The organism is Rhizobium altiplani (genome assembly GCF_001542405.1).
In the GTDB taxonomy this organism is placed as follows: domain Bacteria; phylum Pseudomonadota; class Alphaproteobacteria; order Rhizobiales; family Rhizobiaceae; genus Rhizobium; species Rhizobium altiplani.
Genome location: NZ_LNCD01000014.1, coordinates 16,087 through 38,340 on the forward strand (window position 1 = coordinate 16,087; position 22,254 = coordinate 38,340).

The 22,254-nt window shown below is 56.4% G+C and carries 18 protein-coding genes and 2 pseudogenes; 17 read left to right on the forward strand and 3 right to left on the reverse strand.

The window, feature by feature from the left end:
* Positions 1–284: 284 nt before the first annotated feature.
* From AS026_RS03035 to AS026_RS03060, 6 genes are all read left to right on the forward strand, one after another.
* Positions 285–1,631: a ParB N-terminal domain-containing protein gene (locus tag AS026_RS03035; RefSeq protein ID WP_131815269.1), complete on the forward strand. Its 1,347-nt coding sequence runs from the start codon at positions 285–287 to the stop codon at positions 1,629–1,631.
* A 4-nt stretch (positions 1,632–1,635) separates the two neighbouring features.
* Positions 1,636–2,601 (forward strand): HNH endonuclease, encoded by a 966-nt coding sequence (locus tag AS026_RS03040; RefSeq protein WP_028748384.1) that lies wholly within the window; start codon positions 1,636–1,638, stop codon positions 2,599–2,601.
* Positions 2,602–2,843: 242 nt separating this feature from the next.
* On the forward strand, positions 2,844–4,769 hold the full coding sequence (locus AS026_RS03045) for a DEAD/DEAH box helicase family protein (RefSeq protein ID WP_028748383.1): 1,926 nt from the start codon (positions 2,844–2,846) through the stop codon (positions 4,767–4,769).
* Positions 4,766–5,014, forward strand: coding sequence for a CxC ATPase DNA modification system associated small protein (locus tag AS026_RS03050; RefSeq protein ID WP_037075844.1), 249 nt, complete (start codon positions 4,766–4,768; stop codon positions 5,012–5,014). The genes AS026_RS03045 and AS026_RS03050 overlap by 4 nt, the downstream gene beginning before the upstream one ends.
* Entirely contained in the window at positions 5,014–6,984 is a 1,971-nt protein-coding gene (locus AS026_RS03055) for a coiled-coil domain-containing protein (RefSeq protein WP_028748382.1), read from the forward strand. The genes AS026_RS03050 and AS026_RS03055 overlap by 1 nt, the downstream gene beginning before the upstream one ends.
* Positions 6,984–7,454 (forward strand): hypothetical protein, encoded by a 471-nt coding sequence (locus AS026_RS03060; protein WP_028748381.1) that lies wholly within the window; start codon positions 6,984–6,986, stop codon positions 7,452–7,454. The genes AS026_RS03055 and AS026_RS03060 overlap by 1 nt, the downstream gene beginning before the upstream one ends.
* 189 nt (positions 7,455–7,643) lie before the next feature.
* Here the strand turns inward: AS026_RS03060 and AS026_RS03065 are convergent, their stop codons facing one another.
* Positions 7,644–8,459: a restriction endonuclease gene (locus AS026_RS03065; RefSeq protein ID WP_028748380.1), complete on the reverse strand. Its 816-nt coding sequence runs from the start codon at positions 8,457–8,459 to the stop codon at positions 7,644–7,646.
* A 9-nt stretch (positions 8,460–8,468) separates the two neighbouring features.
* Positions 8,469–9,605 (reverse strand): cysteine desulfurase DndA, encoded by a 1,137-nt coding sequence (gene dndA, locus AS026_RS03070; RefSeq protein ID WP_028748379.1) that lies wholly within the window; start codon positions 9,603–9,605, stop codon positions 8,469–8,471.
* Positions 9,606–9,693: 88 nt separating this feature from the next.
* Between dndA and dndB the strand changes: the two genes are divergently transcribed.
* From dndB to AS026_RS03115, 11 genes and pseudogenes are all read left to right on the forward strand, one after another.
* The gene (gene dndB, locus AS026_RS03075; RefSeq protein WP_081687995.1) at positions 9,694–10,779 is read left to right on the forward strand and encodes a DNA sulfur modification protein DndB; all 1,086 of its coding nucleotides are present in this window, start codon (positions 9,694–9,696) and stop codon (positions 10,777–10,779) included.
* Positions 10,769–12,343: a DNA phosphorothioation system sulfurtransferase DndC gene (gene dndC / locus AS026_RS03080; RefSeq protein WP_062368618.1), complete on the forward strand. Its 1,575-nt coding sequence runs from the start codon at positions 10,769–10,771 to the stop codon at positions 12,341–12,343. The genes dndB and dndC overlap by 11 nt, the downstream gene beginning before the upstream one ends.
* A complete protein-coding gene (gene dndD, locus AS026_RS03085) occupies positions 12,340–14,322 on the forward strand; it encodes a DNA sulfur modification protein DndD (protein WP_028748377.1) in 1,983 nt (660 codons plus the stop codon). The genes dndC and dndD overlap by 4 nt, the downstream gene beginning before the upstream one ends.
* A complete protein-coding gene (gene dndE, locus AS026_RS39110) occupies positions 14,322–14,696 on the forward strand; it encodes a DNA sulfur modification protein DndE (RefSeq protein ID WP_028748376.1) in 375 nt (124 codons plus the stop codon). The genes dndD and dndE overlap by 1 nt, the downstream gene beginning before the upstream one ends.
* Before the next feature lie 40 nt (positions 14,697–14,736).
* Positions 14,737–14,911 (forward strand): annotated as a pseudogene (locus tag AS026_RS39115) (helix-turn-helix domain-containing protein); the annotation flags it as partial.
* Positions 14,912–15,074: 163 nt separating this feature from the next.
* Positions 15,075–15,353: a hypothetical protein gene (locus AS026_RS03090; protein ID WP_028748375.1), complete on the forward strand. Its 279-nt coding sequence runs from the start codon at positions 15,075–15,077 to the stop codon at positions 15,351–15,353.
* Between the two features lie 54 nt (positions 15,354–15,407).
* The gene (locus tag AS026_RS03095) at positions 15,408–16,082 is read left to right on the forward strand and encodes a hypothetical protein (RefSeq protein ID WP_028748374.1); all 675 of its coding nucleotides are present in this window, start codon (positions 15,408–15,410) and stop codon (positions 16,080–16,082) included.
* Positions 16,082–17,887 carry a B12-binding domain-containing radical SAM protein gene (locus tag AS026_RS03100; protein ID WP_028748373.1) on the forward strand — a complete coding sequence of 602 codons (1,806 nt, stop codon included), beginning with the start codon at positions 16,082–16,084 and terminating at the stop codon, positions 17,885–17,887. Before AS026_RS03095 ends, AS026_RS03100 begins: the two co-directional genes overlap by 1 nt.
* Before the next feature lie 14 nt (positions 17,888–17,901).
* Positions 17,902–18,615: a 2OG-Fe(II) oxygenase gene (locus AS026_RS39120; protein WP_131815270.1), complete on the forward strand. Its 714-nt coding sequence runs from the start codon at positions 17,902–17,904 to the stop codon at positions 18,613–18,615.
* A gap of 1 nt (position 18,616) precedes the next feature.
* Complete coding sequence (locus AS026_RS03110; RefSeq protein ID WP_051321142.1) at positions 18,617–20,554, forward strand: carbamoyltransferase C-terminal domain-containing protein; 1,938 nt, start codon at positions 18,617–18,619, stop codon at positions 20,552–20,554.
* Positions 20,542–21,084 carry a GNAT family N-acetyltransferase gene (locus AS026_RS03115; protein WP_081687992.1) on the forward strand — a complete coding sequence of 181 codons (543 nt, stop codon included), beginning with the start codon at positions 20,542–20,544 and terminating at the stop codon, positions 21,082–21,084. Before AS026_RS03110 ends, AS026_RS03115 begins: the two co-directional genes overlap by 13 nt.
* A gap of 102 nt (positions 21,085–21,186) precedes the next feature.
* On the opposite strand, the pseudogene AS026_RS03120 reads toward AS026_RS03115, so the two are convergent.
* Positions 21,187–22,251, reverse strand: a pseudogene (locus tag AS026_RS03120) (RHE_PE00001 family protein); the annotation flags it as partial.
* Positions 22,252–22,254: the final 3 nt, after the last annotated feature.

A 22,254-nucleotide genomic window follows, 5' to 3' on the forward strand; every position in this document is an offset into this window, starting at 1 on the left:
AATCCATTCTCCTATTTTCGGCATCTGCTACGGACATAGAGAGCTGGGTCGGCATTCCGCAACGCCTGAGCCTATCGGGCGCGGAGACTTCGGGTTTTCAACGCACCGTTTCGCCGGCGCGCGAAGCGGCACTTCGCAAGTTCTTCGCCGATCCGCACAACGTGATTCAGAACCCTTTGCTGTGTGCTATTCGACAGTCGGCCGGGCTCAAGGTCACTTTCATTCCAACGGAAGTGAACGGACGCTCTGGTTCCGTCGAAATCGAACTCGACAACTTCGGGTCGATGACGTTGCAGGAATTGCTTCATGCGGCTCGCACCTATCTGGAAAGCCGGGCTCCGGCTCTCGCGGGACGCCAACTGCCGACCGAGCTCATCGTGGAGCTTGAAGGCGGGATGAACGCCAGCGACAATACAGCAGAGGACACCATCGAGGCGCAGGAGTCCGAGGTGGACGAGACCGGTTCGATAGAGGCGGCCGAGGACGCATTGTTCGACGAATCTCAGATTACCAGCTTCTGGGACCACTTGCGCGCTCGTGAAGAGATCACCGGGAAGCAGGGGAAGGACCAGTCGGAAGAGCTGGCCGGCTTCTCGCGCGAGATGCTGATCTCCTACCTGCGTCCCATCATTCTCGTTGATGGGCAGCACCGCCTGCGCGGCGCCATCCTTGCAGCTGAGGATCAGGCAAACGAGAGCACGCAGGGCGAAGATCTGGTTGCCGGGGGAGAGACGCCAGCCAATGCTATCGCTGTGGTCTCCAAAACACTTGCCCGGCACCTTCCGGTGTCTCTGCTGATGGACGATTCTCCCGCGGAACACGTCTTTCAATATGTTCTTGTCAATCAAAAGGCTACGCCCGTGCCAAAGGCGCTGCTGGGCACAATCATCTCCACAAGTCTCGTGGAAGAAGAGCTCACCACGATCGCTGAACGCTTAGAGGATGCGAAGATCCCGCTTGAAGGGGCTCGCATCGTCTCAATTCTTTCCCGAGCGGACAACAGCCCGTTCTCAGGGCTCGTCGCGAAGGGGTTCGGGTCGGACGATAGCACCAAGCTGCAGTGGAATGTGCTGGGATCTCTCAGTGACATTTTCCGCGATCTGCGGGGCGGACGCCTTTATCACGAGCCGACCGACCACGCATTGACCTGGCAGAAGCACCATCTCGCAGGCTCTGAGATTGTCGCAGATTGGAAGACGCAAGAATATCCCACTCCAGAAGCCTTTTGGAGGGACATGAGCGGCCCGTGGATCGCGGTGTTTAAAGCATTTTGGAGCGAAATCCGTGACAGGCTAGCGTCCAACGATCCGCAGGCCCCAAACTTCTGGGGCAATCCCAGGGATTCAAACATTTTCAACAAGCCAATGCTGCACATCCTTGCGGCCGACTTTTTCTCTTATCTGCGAGAACAGAAGACCAAACTGAAGGGAGTCGAAGATATCCCAGGGCTAGTGGATGGTTGGCTGGAATACGCGTCGAGCCAATATTTCGCGCGCGACTGGAAGCTGTCCGGCGTGAAGAAGGACTCGATCGGCATAAGGCGGCAATGGTCGAAGATGTGGGCAAACCACCGTCAGCAGGGAGGGAATCCACCGGCTGTGGAGGGATACTCCAGGATTAACAAAGGCTAATCCCTTGGCCATCGACAACGACATTTTCTTCATCACCTCTACACCGATCGGCGTGGCGAGCAGCTGGGACTACGGGGCGGTCACTGCCATGTCTGGGCGCCCGCTGCCCGAGGCATTTCTCGGTGACCAACAACCAATACTGCAGGGCGATCAGTATAGGCTGTGGCTTCGCTGGTTCCTTGAGGGTCTAGTAAGTCCGATCGCGATCGCACGGAATGGGGCGCTGCAGCGCCTTGATGTGTTCGCGGCAGTCCTGAGGCGCATCGAAGTCATGTATCCTTCGGCGGATGCTGTTAGACGGCGCGATCTCACTGAGAGGATCACCGATCACCTCTTCGCGGACGTTCAGCGTCTTCGCCTGGATGTAAAGCGCGACTATGCTGACAAAGCGACCAAGGTTGCGATGCTCGCTGAACGTGATCCTCCTCGCTGCTACATATGCGGCTTCGCGTTCTCGAACGCAGCGCAGGACGCGCTCATCAATAAGCCAATGCGCGATGACATCACGAGGCCGAAGTTGGTTGACGTGTTCCGTCCGCGTCTTGTGGACCGTGATGTGAGCATCGAGATCGAGCATGTCGTTCCGGTCGCGCATGGTGGCCACGGACTGGACAATCTGCGTCTCGCATGCGGCTGGTGCAACAAATACAAGAGCTCAAAAATTTCGCTCTACGAGGCGAGTCAGGTTCCGTCACAGGTGTCGGGCTTCAAGATGGGACCCCATGAAATTCATGAATTGCCGCATCCCTTCTGGACAATTAGGGTTTTGGCGCTACGCAGGCGGTGCCAGCATCCGGAGGGCTGTGTAAAAACAGCGGACGATGCGGAGATGTTCGTCTCACTGGTCGATTGGGGCGGTTCGCCGAATCCTATCAATTTGGCGATATTCTGTGAACATCACGATCCGATGGCCGGAAGAAGATTCTACCCCGCCTCCGCCGTGGCGAAGCTCTGGGGGGAAAGGCGTTGACGAATCGATCAGCAATCAGCGAGGGTTCCGTTTCCCTTCGTCATATGCACTGGCACAGGATAGTTGCCCACGCGTTTTAGTCGAGAGAAACTTTTTCTTGCGGTAATACTGCGCCCAGCGGCACGGTGACTTGCGGAGTAGGCGGTTGCACTGCATGCTACCAGAGGGGGAAGGTCATGATTCGGGTGAGTTGCATTCTTGCGTGCGTCGCACCGTATGGTCGCCCGAGAGAGGTGTGAGCTTTGGCTCTTCGCGACATCGCATTCGAGGACGACTACAGGTCGGGTGCCCGGACGCTCGTTGACCACTTCTTCCGCCCTGCTCTCGGGGAGTCGACCAACTACTGGCGCGCCGTCGGTTACTTCTCAAGCTCGTCCCTCGAACTGTTTGGGGCTCCTCTTGGGGAGTTCCTGCGCAAGGATGGGCGTATCCGGCTAATCACTTCGGTGGAATTACGTCCCGAGGACATGGCAGTCATCCAGAGTCGGAAGAGAACTCGCGCCGAAGTCTGTGCTGACCGTCTTGAAGAAATAATCGAAAGCCAGTTTGGTGAAGGCATAGGAGCAGGCATCGACAGACTTGCACGGCTGTTAGAGCTCGAACGCCTCGAAATAAGGATCGCGTTGCCGCGGCACGGCAGTGGCATCTACCACGAGAAGATCGGCGTCTTTTTCGATGGCGACGACTACGTCTCATTCACAGGTTCGGCGAACGAAAGCCGTTTCGCGTTCGAGGAAAACAGCGAGTGCGTTGAAGTTTATCCATCGTGGTCGGAGCCCCGCCGTGCCGCCCGCAAGCGCGCGCACTTCGACGCGATCTGGAACAAGGTGGACGACGCGGTCGAGACCCTCGAGTTCCCGGAAGCGGCGCGCCGCCGCCTACTCCGCAAGGTGGAGGAGCAAAGGGCCAGTTCAAACAGACGTTCCGAGTTAACGCCCGATCCTGAGTGGAAGTGGCGCCACCAGCGCGAAGCTACCGAGAAGTTCATCGCCGCAGAGCGCGGGGTGCTGAACATGGCGACTGGCACCGGCAAGACCCGGACTGCGCTTCGCATAGCCCGTAAGCTCGTTGACTCCGGCGAGATCGACACGATCATCGTCACGACAGATGGGACGGACCTGTTGAAGCAGTGGCGCGCCGAGCTGCTAAGGCTGCGTGCCGAGCTCCCGGGATTTCAGCTCTTTACAGACTTCGAACAGTTCCGCGAGCTTCAAGAGTTCACGCTCGCGCCAGCGAAAGCCATTCTCCTGGTCTCGCGGCGCGCCATGGGCGGACGCGATCCGTTGGCAGCTGCGATGCGGTCTCTCAGTACCAAAGAGCAGCGCCGGACGCTCCTCGTACATGACGAGGTCCACAAATTGGGCAGCCCTAGTAACCGCGACAACCTAACCGGGCTATCGGACGGCATCCGCTTTCTCCTTGGACTCAGCGCAACGCCTGAGCGCGAATACGATGTCGAGGGCAATGACTTCATCACCGCACATATTGGGCCAGAGATCTTCAGGTTCGAATTAGGAGACGCGATCAGGCGTGGGATCCTGGCGCCCTTCGACTATTACCCGCTTCCATACCGCTTGACGGTCGACGACCGCGAGCGTCTCAAGGACGTATATCGGCGCAAGGCCGCTCGGGCACTCGCAGGCGAGCCAATGAGCGATCAGGAGCTGTGGACCGAACTCGCGCGCGTTTACAAGACATCCGAGGCGAAGCTGCCGGTATTCCGTGACTTCATCGCAGGTTGCCCTGACCTACTGCGGCGCTCAATTATTTTCGTTGAGACAACCGAATACGCCAGACCAGTGCTGGAAATTGTTCACAGGCACCGTCCCGATTTCCATACCTACTTCGGTGGTGAAGACGCTGAAACGCTGCGGCGCTTTGCGCGCGGGGACCTCGAATGTCTCATCACGTGCCACCGCGTTTCGGAGGGCATCGACATCCAATCGCTCTCGTCGGTGATTCTGTTCTCATCCTCGCGCGCGCGGCTTGAAACGATCCAGAGAATGGGACGGTGCTTGCGCAGCGATCCCGAGGATCCCGGCAAGGTGGCCAGCGTCGTTGACTTTGTGCGGCAGCCCGATCCCGACGCTGCGGGTCCAAATGCGGACGACGACCGTGCCGCTTGGTTGGCTGAGCTTGCGAGTATTAGGATGGAGGACGATGCTTGATCCTGGACACTAAGATCATCGAGGCGATCGAGACCGCCGCAGACGAATATGGGCAGCCGCCTGCGTTGGCCCGCAGGCTGATTGCCTGGCTGGAGGCCGTCGCCGATGAGAGCGAGGACATCAACGACACCGCTGTAACCGACCGGCGCCTCGAGATCGTCTACGAGGCTGTCTCGCTGAGCAGCGACGTGAAGGACGACGAAACAGCTGGCGGCGATGACGACGACGGCGAGGAGAACGATTGATGTCCGCCACGCTCCAAATCCTTGGCTGGAAGTCGGAAGGGCTACGCTGCCCCGACCATGAAATATCATGCCTGAAGGCTTCTGGGCAGCCGCACGCGATCACGCTGATCCAAATGCCGAACGGTACCGGCAAGACCACCACGCTGACGCTGCTGCGCAATGCTCTCTCGGGACGATGGGCGACGCAGGCGCCCACTTCGTCTGAGCTGCGCAAGCTCCAGAAGAAGGGTGGCGCACCGACCGGACTATTCGAGGTCAAGCTGATGATGAACCAGCAGCGCGTGACGATCCGCCTCGAGTTCGATTTCGAGGCAGGACGCGTGCGGTATCGCACTACACGGGGATCGGGCCAGATGGAAAAGTTCGATCCACCGCCTAACTTTAGGCGTTTCCTGAACACTGACTTCGTCGACTTCTTCGTGTTTGACGGCGAACTCGCAGCCCATTTGCTTGATGACAAGTATACCGACGCAAACTCGGTGGTCGAGGCACTGTTTCAACTCAGTACGTTACAAAAGGCGGGGGAAAAGGTCGCAGACTACTGGGAGCGACATGCGGAGGAGAAAGGTGATGAGCAGGCGAAGAAGAAGCGCGAGACAAAGCTCGGCCGTATTCGCACGCGTCTCATTGAGCTAAAGCGCGAGCGTCGCCGCATCAGTAAAGAACGCGACGAAGCATCCGCCAAGTTGGACGCGCAACGCGTCCTTTACAACGAAGAGATCGCCAAAGGTCAAACGTCCGAGCGGGAGATGAAGGAGGCGCAAGATAACCTCGAAAAGGCCCAGAGTGAGGTGCGTGAACATGCGTTTACCGTCCTTGATTCAATGCGCGTTCCGCACCGCTTGTCGACCTCGTTTGCCGAAGCAATTTACGAGCTGAAGCGCAATCTCGACCGGGCGAAGCTTCCAGGCACGGCGGCACGCGAGTTTTTCCAAGACTTGTCGAATGAGGAGCGGTGCGTGTGCGGCACGCCGATTGACGACAAGTTGCGAGAGACTATTCGAGAGCGGGCCGCGAATTACCTCGGCTCTGACGAGGTCGGCTTCCTCAACGCGATGAAGACTGACATTGAAGAAGCCGTCGGTGTGTCGCGCGACGCGCCCGCCGCCGCGCTTCACGCCGAAATAGCAGACCTAAATTCGAAGGTTTCGACCGAGCGGAACGCCAACAACGTGCTAGACGCCCTGCGCGTCGCTGCCGAGCGAGCCGATCCGCGCGTGCAGGCGGCAAAGGAGGAAATCGAGCGGTTGGAAAAGCTGGTGGGCGACTTCGAGGACCAATTGGAGCGCTTCGAGGACAAGGATAACCAGCAGGCGCTGGACAGCACATGGGGCATCGACGTCATGCAGAAGCGCCTCGAGGCTGCCGAAGAGAAGCTGGCAAAGACGAGCGAAACCCTTGAACTGCGTCGCCGCCGCGACTTGCTCAAGCGCGTCCTCAACCGCGCCCACGGACTTGCTCGAGAGGGCGTGATGACCGAGGTGTGCGCCGAAGCCAATACCAAGATTGGCGAGTTGATGCCCGACAATGACATCCGTATCGAGCGCATCGAGCACTGCCTAGTGCTCGATGGGCAGGAGGGCGGCAGCGTCGGCGAGACTCTGTCAGTCGCCTACGGCTTCCTAGCCACCTTGTTCGACAGATCCGACCACACCCTGCCTTTCATCGTCGACAGCCCCGCCGGCCCGATCGACCTCGCCGTGAGACCGAAGATCGGCCAACTAGTGCCGCGGCTGACGTCCCAATTCGTCGCCTTCACCATCTCATCCGAACGGACACAGTTTGTGCCGTGGCTGAAGCGTGCAAGCCACGAGCCGATCCAGTATCTCACTGTCTTCCGGCGCGGCAAGCCGGAGATCGAGCGTCAGGCGCATGCCACCGGCGACGTCGTCGAAACCATAGACGGTCTGAAGGTGGCGGGGGAGGCGTTCTTCAACGGATTCCAGCTCGAAGAAGAGGAGGCGGCCTGATGGTGCCCTTCAGGGTGAGGAAAGACGCGAAGTCTTGGTTCAAAGACCTATATCGAGACAAGAGCTTCAAAATCGACTTCGACACGTTTTACTTTTGCTTTATCGCTGGCGTGGCAACGGGTCGGAAGCGGGCGATGACGGGCGAGGACACGTCCGAGATGATTGATTACTTTCCCCAGCCCTACGGCGCGAGTAGCAAGATTCTCGTTGGCCTATTCCTGTCAGCTGAAATGGAAAAACTCGGACTAGTTATGACCGAGCGCGAGCGCGTCCACCTCGAGATCGCCAAACTGGTGCGTCATGACTCCAGCAACCACCTCACCGCCGCTGGGGTCGGCGAATTCAGCCAGTATGCGCACGGCGGATTCGATATACTGCTCGAGTGGTTCGACGATCGACCTCGTTCGCTCGACACGTTCGAGCGGCAATTCAAGCGTAAACTCGACGCGCAACTATCGAATGTCGGCTAACCATGTTTTCCAGCGTCACTTGGTTCTGAGCACGGTTGGCGTCTTGAGGTTAAATTCTCAGATCGTCAAGTCGGCAGCTTATACGCTCGGGGGCACTTGCCCTTGGCGTGTTGCGAGGACATTGCACGGTTCTGTCCCAGCCCATAAGGCTCGCATCGACCGTGCGCTGTCTGGAGTGCAGGAAAGGGATCAAGCCTCTTCCAGGATAGTATCCAACGCCAATTCAGGTATCCGCAACTCCCGAAAACTCACGCCGAAACCACGATCAAACATTATGTCGACGATTTTAGCGCCATCAAATAGGATCACGGGGACAGCGCCGGCACGACGCTGCGCATTTACGGCTTCCGACGTGAACCGTGACGTAGTGAAAAAGTAGCCCTGTTCGTGCAGCCCTGATATGGCGCCGCGAAAGCTGTCAATTGCTTCCCGTCCAACTGCTTTTTCCAAATATCTCTTGCACTGGAAGGCAACACTTACACTGGATAGCCCGACAGGCAAATGTCCGTGACCATCTATACCTCCGTCCCGAGATTTTTTCGTGACAATGACATCCTGAAAACCGTAGGCATGAAGCAGTCGCATGGCGAACAGTTCAAAAGTGGGCGGTGGAAGGTTTTTCAGCGCAGTGAGGACGCGATCACGGGTGATTGCGTCGTATTCCTGCTGCAAAACGACCAACGTGTGTAGAGTAGGACCGGGATTGACGGCGCTATCGTCGCCGGCAAGAACGGGAACCCTTGGATCGACGAGCGTGTACCTTCCGTCATTGGTGGAGCGGAACAACTTTGAGGGCAGGGCGCTCGGAAAGTCCAGACCTTCGCACCGTCTTCGAATTTGCGTTCGGACAATGGAGACAGGATCGTCGGTATTGAAGTGATAGAGCTTGGCTTCGACGATAGCCCCGTAAGCCTCAGCAGGCGAGAGAGGACGCCCCTTGTGGCGCATAACCTCGACAACAGCGCCTGCAATTGTGAGACCTCTCGCGCCGCCCGATTCTTCCATCTTTCCCTCTCAAAATCGCAAATCGGCAAGCCGTTCAACAAAGTCTTTCCATGGCGGGGACGGCGTTGCGTGCGACCAGGATATTCGCACCGTACCGCTTAGGACATCAGGAGAAACATCCATTGCTTTAAGGACGTGGCTAGGTTCGTAACTTGCTGAGGTGCAAGCAGAGCCGTTGGAAATCGCGACAATGTCCTTCGTGGCAACCATCACCGCTTCGGAGTCCACACCACCAATCGAAACGCTCAAAATATGAGGCAAAACACCTCGTGTCTCGTCGCCGTGCACATAAGGTGTCAATGGGTTGAGGGCAGCAAGCGCGTCTGCTCGTAGTTCCGCGCACCGCTTATGGCGAGCTCTTGCTTCGCTGTCTGCAAGCTTTGCCGCCAATCCAAATCCTACTATCAACGGCACAGGTAACGTTCCTGGCCGGAGGCTTCTTTCCTGACCTCCGCCAAACATCAAAGGTTTTAAAGGTGCCCGCCGCCCGCCTCGTCGTTTCATGATGAGCGCGCCGACGCCTTTGGGAGCGTAGACTTTATGTCCCGATATGCTGATCAGATCGATGCGGGGATGAGCCAAAACGGAATTTACGCGACCAAAGGTCTGCGCGGCATCCACGTGGAAATAGACGCCGGTGTCGGTAAGTTTCTCCGCAATCACATCGATCGGCTGAATTGCTCCTGTTTCGTTGTTCGCGTGCATAACCGACACCAGCAACGTATCCTGTCTGATCGCATCCAGAACATCTCGCGCGTCGATGTAGCCCTGACGATCGGGTTTCACGAGCGTGACCTCAAAGCCAGCGGATCGCAAATGGTCGAGCGGTTCCAAGACAGCCTTATGTTCAATTGCCGTCGATACGATGTGGCGCCTTCCTAGCTCTTGCCCCTCGGGTGCAAGTCCGAGAATTGCGAGATTGTCGGCTTCTGTGGCACCGCTTGTGAATATCACATCGGACGCATCAACTTTGAGCGTCCCCGCGATTTGAGCTCGCGCAGCATTCACGGCTGACTGCGCATCGGCACCGTAAACATGTGTCCTGCTGCCAGCGTTACCGAACTCGCGAACCATGAACTCCAGGACGCGCTCAGCGACACGCGGATCCGTCGGCGTTGTTGCCGCCATATCCAAATATATGCTCATGTTTGTGTCTGTTTGTTTTGTTTGGTTGACTTGTTCATGAACAGGTTTATACGATCCCACACATAATGGAAGCGCTTTTGAGGTCGTTATGAAAGCTGTTCTGGAGTTTCCCACCGTTCGTGGGATACAGGCTGGGCGGGAGTACTATATCTCCATGTGTCCTCTCGGCTTGGTGCCTAAGATCTTCCTTTTCAACGAATCAGGTTTGACGCCGGAGCAGCGGTCGCAGCGCCAACTCAATCGCGGGCGCGTGCCGGAAATAACGCGCTATCTTATTGAAAACCGTGACGACTACGTATTTTCTGCCATCACTGCCTCAATAGACGGCGACGCCGAGTTCATACCAAACCCGGGCGATGACCTCACGGGCACGTTGCGTGTTCAGATGAAGACGTCGAAGATCATCATCAACGATGGCCAGCACCGTCGAGCAGCGATCGAGGCGGCGCTCGAAAAAGCGCCTGAGCTGGCTGACGAAACGATTGCTGTGGTGCTATTCTTCGATCGTGGTCTCGAGCGGTGCCAACAGATGTTCGCCGATCTCAATCGTTACGCGGTTCGACCTTCCCGCTCGTTGAGCCTCCTATTCGACCATCGAGATGAGTTGGCGGTCGTTTCCAAACTGCTGCTAACCCGGCTTCCGTCCATCGCCGAGTTGGTTGAGTTCGAAAGAACGAGCTTGTCTCCGCGATCGAAAGCTCTTTTCACGCTGAGTGCGTTCTATACAGCCACTGAAGCGCTGCTCGTGGATTTCGAGCTCGAGAGTCCCGATGAAAGAGATAATGCAGCCGCCGGGTTTTGGAGCGCGGTCGCCAAGCAAATGCCCCATTGGGACGATGTCCGATGCGGCGCCATGACCTCAGGGGCGCTACGCGACACCTATATCAACTCGCATAGCGTGGCACTCCATGCGCTTGGGCGAGTGGGCAATTCTCTGCTCAAATTGACGAAAAAGAAAACGCTGGAAGATCCGTTACCTCGTCTGACCTCCATTGATTGGAGGCGTTCCGCCGATATCTGGGATGGGCGAGCAGTCATCGCAGGCCGCATGCAGAAGACCCATCAGAGCGTCACGCTCACCGCGAACGTGATTAAGTCGCATCTCGGTTTACCACTCTCAGCTGACGAGCAATCACTTGAAGACGCTTTCAGGAGGCACGCGCATGCAGCTTGACTTGGAAGGCAAAGGAACCACGAAGCCGTCCGCATTCAGCTCCCTCGGCTTAAGAGGTACGATCAGTGCGCTTCTTGACGAGATTTGCGCACTGTATCAGGCTGACAGCACGCCTTGGGTCGTCGGGTATAGTGGAGGGAAAGACTCTACCGCAACGCTACAGCTGGTCTGGATGGCGTTGTCCCGTCTCGATCCCACTGTCCGACTGAAGCCGGTCTATGTGATCAGCACTGATACTCTCGTCGAGAACCCTATCGTTGCGGCTTGGGTTGCCCGCTCTCTTGACAAGATGGGAGAGGCTGCAGCGAAAGGTGGCCTTCCGTTGACGAGCAACCGTTTGACCCCAGATGCTTCGGAGTCTTTCTGGACGACCCTGATCGGGCGTGGTTACCCGGCGCCTCGACCAAAATTCCGTTGGTGCACCGACAGACTGAAGATTAACCCATCGAACCGCTTCATCTCCCGAGTTGTGAAGGCAAGCGGCGAAGCCATTGTGGTGTTGGGGACGAGAAAGGCAGAGAGCCAGGCGCGCGCTAAGGCGATGGAGCGCTTCGAGACCAAACGCGTGCGAGAAAAGCTGAGCCCCAATGGCAAGCTGCCCAATTCCTACGTTTACTCCCCTATCGAGGATTGGACCAACGACGACGTTTGGACGTTCTTGATGCAGGTGCGAAACCCTTGGGGGTTCGACAATAAAGATTTGCTGACGATGTACCAGGGCGCGTCAGCAGACGGCGAATGCCCGCTCGTCATCGATGCATCGACGCCGAGCTGCGGCGACAGCCGATTTGGCTGCTGGGTTTGCACCATGGTCGAACGCGACAAGTCGATGACCGCCATGATTCAGAACGATGTCGAAAAGGAATGGATGCTCCCGCTCCTTGAGTTGCGGAATGAGTTGGACGTCCGCAATACGGAGACCGGAAAGCGCGATGACCGCCATCTGCGGGATTTCCGAAAAATGACAGGCGCGCTGCAGCTTCACAACGACCGTCTTGTCCACGGACCCTATCTGCAAGCCTCCCGCGAGCGCTGGTTGCGCAAGGTTCTCGAAGCTCAACGCCATATTCAGAAAAACGGGCCGTCCGGCGTCTCCGACATCAAGCTGATCTCGTTGGAAGAGCTACGAGAGATCCGCCGGCTCTGGGTGGTCGAAAAGCATGAGATAGAAGACAGTCTGCCCCGGATATACGAAGAGGTCCTTGGTGAACCGTTTCCGGACGGTCGCTTAGACGATAGCTTCGCCTTTGGCCGCGCCGAAATGGACATCTTGCGGGAGATCTGCGGGGAGGATGAGCTTCATTTTCAGCTAACCCGTGAGCTGCTCGATATCGAGCGACAGCACCGGACAATGGCTCGTCGGTCTGGCTTGTTCAAAGCGTTGGAGCAATCGCTGAGGCGCGGTTCATATGACAGCGCCGAAGAAGCCGAGCAGACAGCCTTGCGGCGGCGCAACATCATGGACGAGCTTTACGACGGTGAAGAAGCTATCGAGGACGATGAGGATTCATCGCCTCTGCTGCCCGGTCTCGTATCCTTGGACGAGGAAATGAAATCGATATGATCCTCGACGAAATAATTCTACATGACTTTGGGACTTATGGCGGGCGCCAGACAATCACGTTGACGCCTGAGTCAGCTGAACGCCCAATCATACTCTTTGGCGGCTTGAATGGCGGCGGCAAGACGACGCTTCTCGATGCCCTCCAGCTGTGCTTCTTCGGTAATGTGGCGCAATGTGCAGGGCGAGCTGATCTCGCTTATGACGAATTTCTGCGGCGATCCGTCCATAGAGGAGCAATTTCGTCGGAGGCTGGTATCGAAGTTAGCTTTAGACACACTGTTGATGGTTCCGAACAGAGGTGGCGACTGTCCCGCTCCTGGACAGCCAACGACACCGTCAAAGAGCGCTTTCAGGTTTTTCGAGACGAGGTCTTCGACAAAGCCGCGAGCGAGCATTGGAGCACTCAGGTTGAAGAGTTTATTCCTGCGCGCATCGCACCCCTGTTTCTGTTCGACGGTGAGAAAGTCGAAAAGTATGCCGATCTCGAAGAGGCGCCCGCTCTGATACGAACGGCAATCCAGAATCTTCTGGGCCTAGACATCGTGGAACGTCTCGGTAGCGACCTCGTTTCAATCGAAAAGAAAAGGAAGAGCGACCTGGCAGCGCCAGCTGAAGCTGAAGAGCTGAATGCGCTACGGGAAGATATCCAGTCGTTGGTGACAAACCGCGCTCGTCTGCTCCGTGAACGCGCCTCCGGCCTCAACGATATGGACCAAGCCAAGCGGCGCTCGCTTGAGCTGGATCAGAGATACGAGCGCGAAGGTGGAGCGCTATTCGAAGATAGGGGTCGGCTTGAAGCCGAGCTTGCCGTGACAAGCCGCGGTAAAGATGCTGTGGAGCGCTCGCTGCGCGAACTTGCTGGCGGGGCTCTTCCCCTTGCACTCGTCGCCGACTTGATTTCCGACGTTGCCATCCAAGCGAAGCTCGAGGAGGAGCGGGGCCGTAGCGCACAGACCGCCGACATATTGGCTTCCGAATACAATGAAGTCCTCGGACTTGACGGAATCCTTGGCCTTTCATCTGAGGCCAGAGAGGAAATTAGCAACCATCTTCAACGGAGGCTCGACGCGTATCGCAGCAAGGCGGACGGCCCGCGCTATCTCAATCTCGACAATACGACCAGCGCGATGGCAGAAACAATCGCGACCACAGGCCTGTTGGATGTTCAGGCGCAAGCGAAAGAGTTGCTCTCCCAGCATAAACACTTGGTATCAAACTCCGAGCAGCTCAAGGGCACCCTTGCCGCAGTACCGAGCCAAGCATCGGTTGCCGAACTCATCTCCCAACGCGAGGCGGCAAAGGACGCCGTTCGGCTTGCGGAGTTCGAACAGAAAAAACGTGATGATGAGATCTCCCGGCTCGAGAGAGAGCTCGAAGCAGCACGGGCTAAAGAGGCACGATTGCTTGAGAACGTCGCCCGTCAGAAATTTGAACAAGAGGACGTTGCCCGGCTTCTCGCTCATTCATCGCGTGTCCGCTCAACACTTGAGCAATTTCGAACGGCTGTCATCGCCCGACACGTTTCGCGCATCGAGCAGTATGTCTTTGACAGTTTTCAGCAACTTGCGCGGAAAGCTACCCTTCTCACGGGATTATCAATTGATCCTGTGAAATTTCATCTTTCCCTCCGGGGGGGTGATGGGCAAGCTCTAACCGCCGAGCGGCTATCGGCTGGCGAGCGGCAGCTTCTGGCCATCGCAATCCTTTGGGGGTTGGCACGTGCTTCCGGGCGTCCATTGCCCACCGTGATCGATACTCCTCTTGGTCGATTGGACTCAGAGCATCGTTCGCGGCTGGTGAGCCGCTACTTCCCCTGGGCGAGCCACCAGGTGATGCTGCTGTCGACGGACAAAGAGCTAAGCGGTCCCGATTACCAGGCGCTTCTGCCCTATGTCGGCCGCTGCTACCATCTTCGATTCAATGAGGTGGAGGGCCGGACGATCGTAGAGACTGGATACTTTCACGAGGAGGCCGCCTGATGATAATCGAGCACATCCGACTGTCCAAGCAGGCCCGCGAGCAACTCATTCGATTAAAACGCCACACAGGTATTGAACATTGGAATATCCTGTGTCGCTGGGCATTTTGTCGTTCTCTAGCTGAAAAATCAGTGCCGCCCCCAGCAAAGATTCCTGCCGACAGCAATGTCGAGATGTCTTGGCGAGTCTTCGGTGGGCGTCATGCTGATCTCTATCTTGCACTACTTAAGCAGCGCTGCGTCGTCGACGGTATACCAATTAACGATGAAGAGCTGGCCGTGCAATTCCGACTTCATCTCCATCGAGGCATTGCTTACTTGGCGAACGATCGTAAGGTACGCGACATCGGCTCTCTGATTGATTTCGCGGCCTAGATGGAAAAATGTGACCGCATACAAAACGTGAGCCCTATCTGCGAATGGGATCATTGCGGCGGCCGAACTCGGCCTCAAGGAGCATGACCGGCTGGCGCTCGCCAGGCAGATGATGGAGCGGCGCCTGGCCGGCCGGCATGATCGCTGAGATGCTGAAGGTGACGCCGCGGGCGGCGCTCAGGATCGTCGAGGAGCTGGGCTTGAGGGAGAAGTAAATTCGCTTGCCAGTTTCAGAACTTTTGCTTAACCTAAAGGCGAGAAGAGAGCGGTACTCTGTCGCTATTATTGCATCGGCGTCCTGAGTATAGAACTTCGCCCCTATTTTTTCTTGTTTCGTGAGTGACTACCGTCAACCTGAAAATTCTGGGAGATATTGCGATGGCTGACAGCGACAAACCTGCAGGAAACCTGGAAGCTGCGCTCCCAGGCTTAGTGGATAAAATCAAAGAACTTCATGGCACGTTAGATCCGGAGGAGAAGGCGGTTTTGGAGGAAATCCTACAATCCGCAGCATCTCACGCAGAGAGTTTGGATGCCCACGACGAGGGTGCACCAGATATGAAGTTCGCAAAATCCATGTCGGTGCACAGCTCTGCAGACATGCGTAAAGCCTATGTCGATCTTGCAAAGGATCTCTCAGGGGAAAAGAACGAATAGCCCGCTCCGAAGTAGGTATCGAAAGGCGTGGAGCAACACTAAGGTGACCCCAAGGTGGAACGAGACAACTCTCTCTCGTCGAAGCTGAGCAAGCTCATTGCAAGTGCTTCGTTCGAGGAAGCGATGCATCTGAAGACCATATTGTCGTTGGCCGCAGGGACAGGCCCGATAGCGGACCAAACGGCGTGTGAAGCAAACGTTCAGCTGCTTGCAACCATTGCAGGTACGTTGTTGGAGGACTCGGTGGCGCCCGAGCGTCGACGGCCGGTTTCGATTACCAATGAGATTCTTGAAAATTTGTATTCTGAAGCAAAATTGCTTCGCTCAAAAGCCCACGTAAACAATCATTGTCGACTTCATCACATTGGGCCGATAGCGACGGCGTTCTTGTCCAACACGAATTTAAAGACCTTGGTTTCAGACCCAGCCCAGCCTTTCCGCCTCCAGCTTGCCACCTACACTTATTATGAGGAAGGCGACCGTCTGGATCTTCATCTGGACGATCCGGCATCTTCTCTCAGCACCGTCATCATGCTTCGGCACGATAGCTTGCCCGGTGTACCGCGTTCCCGCCTGATGCTCGTTGCACCGGAGGCCGGCCGAATTTTTTACGATCTGGAGAATGGAGAGGCGGCGATCTTCCAAGGATCGAAAGTGCTGCACGGGAGGGAACAACTGCGCGCTGGGGAGTCTGTCATCTTGTTGGTCCTCTTATTCAAGCTATCTTGATGAGCCAGAAACTAAAGACGCTTTTGCTATTTCCGCCTTTCGTTGAAACCAACTTTGGCTGTTACTATCCCTCGCTTCCCGTTTTGGCGAGTTCGATTGAAAAGTTCGGTGCTGATGTCTTGCAGGTCGATCTCAACGCCGAATTCCTCGATGCGCTACTTTCCGATTCGAATCTTTCCGAAGTCGGTGGTGGCAGATTGTTCAACGGGGAGTCCGTGGATCCGACCAGCCAGATCTGCGCATATGCTCGGATCCTCAGGCGAAACCGAAGCGAGCTTTACACAGGTGACGGGCGGCAGAGATCAGGCGCGGGAGGGCTTTCCTCCATGCTGGGGGTTCTCGCCGAACAATGCCGTATCGACGTCGCCATATCCTCCATTGACAGTGATTTCTTGGAAGGTTCCGGCATATGCCGGGCCTACCGTAGATTTTTTGAAGCATGGATCGCTTCTTTCGGGGAGTTAGACGACATCGACCTGTTTGCCATCTCCGTGCCAATGGGTCCTCAGCTAATTCCTGCACTCGTCCTGGCGCGGTGTTTGGCAGCCAGCGGATCATCCAAGCCAGTAATTTTCGGCGGTCCATCGATGAGCCTTATGGAAGAAGGCGAGAAAGAGTGCTTTCTGGGTCTGGCGCCGCAAGAGAGTATTATTGTTCAATACGATGGCGAGCCGGCGATCGGAGCGATCCTACGCTCGATGACGTGCGGCTATTTTGAGCCTCGTGACATACCGAACGCAAGCTTTCTGGAAAAACGTCGTCTCAAGGTTACCAAGCTCGTGCCGGGACCATCGCTCGATACGCTACCGATGCCCCGATATTCAAAAGCGCTGCTCGGCAGATTGCATCGACCCTCCCTGGCGATCACCCAGGCGAGGGGCTGCTATTGGGGCAAATGCGCTTACTGTGATTTCATCGAACTTTATGAAGGCAGCGCCACGTATCGCACACGGCGAGTTTCGAACTTCGTCGACGAAATAGAATACCAGGTAGCAGAAACTGGGCTGACCGATTTCGTCCTGGTGACCGAATCCATTCCCCCTTCATTCGCAAGAAAAGTTAGCTCCGAAATTCTGCGACGGGATCTGGCGGTGACGTGGACATCATTTGCCATGGTGGACCACCGCTTCGATGAAGACCTCTTTAGGCTCATGAAAAAGGCTGGATGTCGAAATCTGGTGATCGGGATGGAATCGATGACTGACAGGGTGCTGGCGCTCGTCCAAAAAGCTGGGACACGCGAGAAAAACATTGCGTTCCTGCATCATGCAAAGGCAGCTGGCCTAGAGCTGACTGTAAACATCATTCCAGACCTTCCCACGACAACATACAGAGAAGCCATTGAATCTTTAGAATATTTTCGGGCGCATGAAATATTGATGGGAGAACTGTCGCTATTTCCGTTCGAAGCCACGAAATCCAGCCAAGTCGGACGCTCCCCCGATCATTTCGGACTAAAGCTGCAACTCTCTCCAATAACATCGGGCCAAGCTCAGTTCGCGAGCAATCACATTGGGTATGCGGACCTTTCGATGACTGAAGCGGAGCGGCTCGACATTTTGCAAAAATTCAGCCGTTTTGTGAGTCAACATAATGCACGGATGAAGATGCTTCTCGCGCAGGAAATACCGGCGCCTTTCGCAAATCCGAGCGGAAGAGCTAACTGTCACGTCGACTTCTTCAAAAATGATGATCGCGTCGTGGTCACAAATGCTGCAACTGGGCATGTCGCTTCAGTTCCACAGCGCTGGTTGGGGGTCTTGAGGAAAGCGATGAATCTTAGCGAGACGGAATCTTCAGGATAGCAGAGGTTCGAACCATGGCTGAAACACATCTTGTGCCTGCGAAAAGTCTGGGCGAGGCCTTAGGAACCTTGTTGCAGACGGTTGGCTCTGGAGCGGACCTGGACAATCTTCGAGCATTGCTGTGTCAAGCGGTGTCTCAACTTGCGCCGTTGCCAGGCGAAACGAGAACGAAACAGCAAAACGCTGCGTTCCAAGCAATTGTCGCTGGACTCAAAAGATTTTCATCAGGCAGGCTCCTGTGGAGAGGCCGCCCCTCTTTCATGTCAGCTGATTTGTTGCGCGACCTGCGCGTTGAGGCGGAGAGCCTATCGGGCAGAGCAACACGGGCTGCGGGACATCATTTTCACCCAGGCTCGATTCAAGCAAACGCCTTCTCGGTATCTGAGCAATTGACGAAACTGATGGAGGAGGTTTCGCCCGGCTCTCTACCAACCGGAGTTGCGAGCTTCGTCTATTACTTCGCGGCCGGTGACGGCATACCTCCACACCTCGATACCAATATGTTCAGCCTGAACGTACTCTTGATGCTCGAACATTGTTACGTGCAGCATCCCTCCCATCTGGTCCTCTATGAGGATGCTGCGGAGCCGAGGCGGCTTCTCTTGAAGCCAGGGGAAATCGTGATCTTCGATGGCTCCGCGCTGGTCCACGCGCGAGAAAAACTGAAAGAAGGGGAGCGCATTTCCATCTTGACGGTCGGCTTTTCTCCCAAGGCAGCGCGGCTCTGAGATGGCACTTTGTTTGGGAATTCATCTAGGCCATGACGCCTCGTGCGCTCTTCTCAGAGACGGAGTCGTTTTGGTAGCGATACAAAAAGAGCGCCTGACTCGCCAGAAGCATCAATTCAGCTTTGGGCTACACGACGAGCTGCCCGTAAGGTATTGTCTCGATGCGGCTGGGGTTCACCTCGCGGACCTCGATTTCATTTGCTCGTCGTTTCAGGGGGCCGGCCCGTGTGGCGAAGGCCTTGGCCATCATTTGATCGCCGAGCGATTTTCGCTATTCGATCCGTTCGATCCGCGGCACTACGTGATCTCACATCATCTAGCCCACGCCTACCATGCGTTCGGAACGTCAGGATGGGCTAGCGCGGCCGTCCTGATTGCTGACCTCGCAGGCTCGGCCACAGCGGATGGCCTAGATTTCGCGCTGCCTTTTCGTGAATGGTTTAAGATCGTTACCGAACGAGTTTCACCGGTCCCACTTCGATCAGAGAATTTTTCAATCTACGTTGGTCGGGAAAACGGTCTCTCTTCAGTCGAAAAAGGCCACACGCTTCCGCACATTGCGTCCGACGTAATGGTTCAGTCAGTTGCATCTCTCTATGAAAACGTCTCACGTTTCGTATTTGGAGGAGGCGACGCGTACGGGCAATTGATGGCACTTGCTTCGTTGGGAAGTCCTAATTCCGGTGTGTCGGAGGACGACCTTGTACAAGAGTCTCCTTCCTCGCTTCCCGTCTTTCGAAACGACTGGCAGACGCGCTTTCGTCGATCATCCGATCCGATAGAACACGCCGACCTTGCTCGTGCTACTCAGCGGGCCACGGAGTCAGCGCTCCTGTCTTATGCAGAAAAGGCAAAGGAGAGTACTGGTCTGAACACTCTCGCTGTCGCAGGTGGGGTATTCATGAATATTCCTTCTAACTCGGCCATTGCTGATTCTGGTCTGTTCGAGGGATATCATGTGCCGAGCGCACCTAATGACGCTGGAATTTCGATCGGATGCGCAATCTACGCGGAGTCGAAATTGGCTGGTCGGCACTTCCCATTTTCGACAGTCCAGTCCTCCGACCGGTTTGGACGGATATATCGAGACGATGAGCAGGCATCTGCCGTCCACCAATACCGAGACTTCCTGGACGTGCTAGACGAAAACGCGTCTGCGCCCCGACTGGCCAAGTTGCTGCTGAACGGAGCAGTGCTTGCCCGTTGGCATGGTGCATCCGAATTCGGGCCACGGGCGTTGGGGGGTAGAAGTTTTCTCGCATCGCCATTACTTGAATCTTCAAAGCAACGACTCAACGGGATTAAAGGAAGGCAGTCCTGGAGACCTGTTGCACCCGTTGTTCGATCGGCCGATTTCATGCGGCTGCTTACCGGCCCCTGCCAAAGCCACTATATGAGTTACACTCACAGGCTCCGACCGCCTTTCACCGAGACGTTGAAGGCGTTGTTTCATCCGGATTTAACAACGCGTGCACAAATTTTGGAACCTGGTTGGGATGACGCTTTATGGGAACTGCTGGGTGAATTTGGTGCACTTAGCGGGGTACCCATTCTCGTCAACACCTCCCTCAATACGAGGGGAGAGCCTATTTGTGAAAAGCCTGAAGATGCTATCCGGCTATTCATCAGATCACCTGACGTCGACTATTTACTACTACAAAACAGACTGATCACCAGATCAACAAAATTCCTCACAAACGAAAACCTTTCAATGCGGCTCGCTCCTTCGGCCAAGCTTTCTACCGACTTCCAGTTTGGGCAAATGAAATTCAAAGTTCATAGTAAAACTGACGTGCATCAACTCAGCGATGCCGAATACTCTTTCCTCCTTACCGCCAGAGCCTGGACACAATTGAAGGATATTGGGATAGGCGAGATGCTTTCCGCCGACCTCATTATGAAATTTGTCGGATTGGGTGTAATTGAATGCAGGGATTGATGCGCGCGGAAATCGAAACGGAAAGACTCGTGCTCGAAGCACTCCGCACCGAGCATGCCGCTCTTTGTTTCGACAAGTTGCGAGATCCCGAGCTCTATGTCTATGTACCTCAGGATCCGCCTGTGAAAGTCGATGAACTTATCCAACGATACAAGTTTATCTTATCCGAAGCTCCCGAAAACGAGCTATGGTTGAATTGGTTTGGAAGGTTGAAAGCCGATGGGGCCTATGTGTGTTTTGTGCAGGCTACTGTGCGACCGACCGACGCCACTGCAATGCTCGCGTATCAGACGTTTCATCCGTTTCGACGACAGGGTTTCGCAAAGGAAGCATGTAACGCAGTGATCAACGAACTAATCGCCGCTGGCGATGTTCGCCATTTCAGGGTTGAAATGGACACACTGAACACCGCTTCAAGAAAGCTGGTCGAAGCGCTTGATTTTCAGCAAATTGGCATAACGAAGCAGGCCGACTACTTCAAAGGTCGTTCGAGCGACGAGTTTGTATATGAACGTCACGTGGCAAGCTAGTTCGCTTCAGGAGATCGTGGCGCAAACGCTATCTGGTGTTACCTTTGAAAAATTCTCGCCTAATCGCATCAGCTTTCCGTCTCAATGGGCTCGCACATTCGGCTAAAGATTTCCCCATGCCCGAAACCTCCCCCTCCCCGTCATTTCCCTGAGCCCCAGCTCCGCGACGATCCGAAGCGCCGCCCGCGGCGTCACCTTCAATGTCTCGGCGACCATGCCGGCCGAGACCAGCGGCCGGGACATCACCAACTCGATTAGGCCCGGCAGATTGGAGGTCGAGCGCCGGCCGACCAACCGCCGCTCCATCATCGTCAGCGCTAGCGTCAACCGGTCATGCTCCTTCAGACCCAATTCTGCTGCCACGATCATCCCGTTGACGATTGCCAGCAGCCGGGTGTCGCGGGCGCGATGGCGGCGACGCTCGACGGGGATGGATTTGAGACCGAGATTGATCGCGGCCAGATGCGCCGCCGTCGTCAGCCCCTCTTGCCGCAGCGTGGCGGCGGCGAGCAGCCGGCCAAGCCACGAGGCGTGCTGCAGGACTTGCAGATCGTTCCATGCGTCGAGCAACAGCGCCGCGCGCAGCACCGGCGGCAGACCTTCGGTCTCGTCGACCACAACGCCCCATTCCTCCAGCCTCTCGTCCTCATTCCAATCGAGATCGTAGACCAGCGGATCCTTTTCGGGGGAGGCAATGGAGGCCGGCGCCCTCGCCTTTGTCAGCGCCGCATCGGACCGGGCCAGAACCGCGTCCATTGCGGCGAGCTGTACGGCGAGTGGATCGGATACGTCGGCCCCCTCCCCGCTCGGCGCAAACGCGGGCTGGCCCTCGGCGACCTCGGCGCTGCCTCGCCCGCCAGCTCCGGGTGTCATATCGTCTCCATGACGACGGAGTATCCTTAGCCCCTCGGGGCTCAGTGCCCAGGCGGCTGGCTGCGCTGTGATCCGTCGGCGGCTACGCAGCACATCGGTGGCGATGGTCAGCTCATGGGTGGGCGCACGGACGTCGAGGTGGGCGTCGTGCAGCACCAGGTCTTCGAGGTGGACGAGCTCGCCGTCGATCCACAGCGAGGCGCAGGCGTCGACATAGTGCGATCGTTCGATCCAACCGGCGCCGACCGGCGAACGGGCGATGCGCTCGTCGAGGCGCGCGAGCGCCGAAGCGGCTGT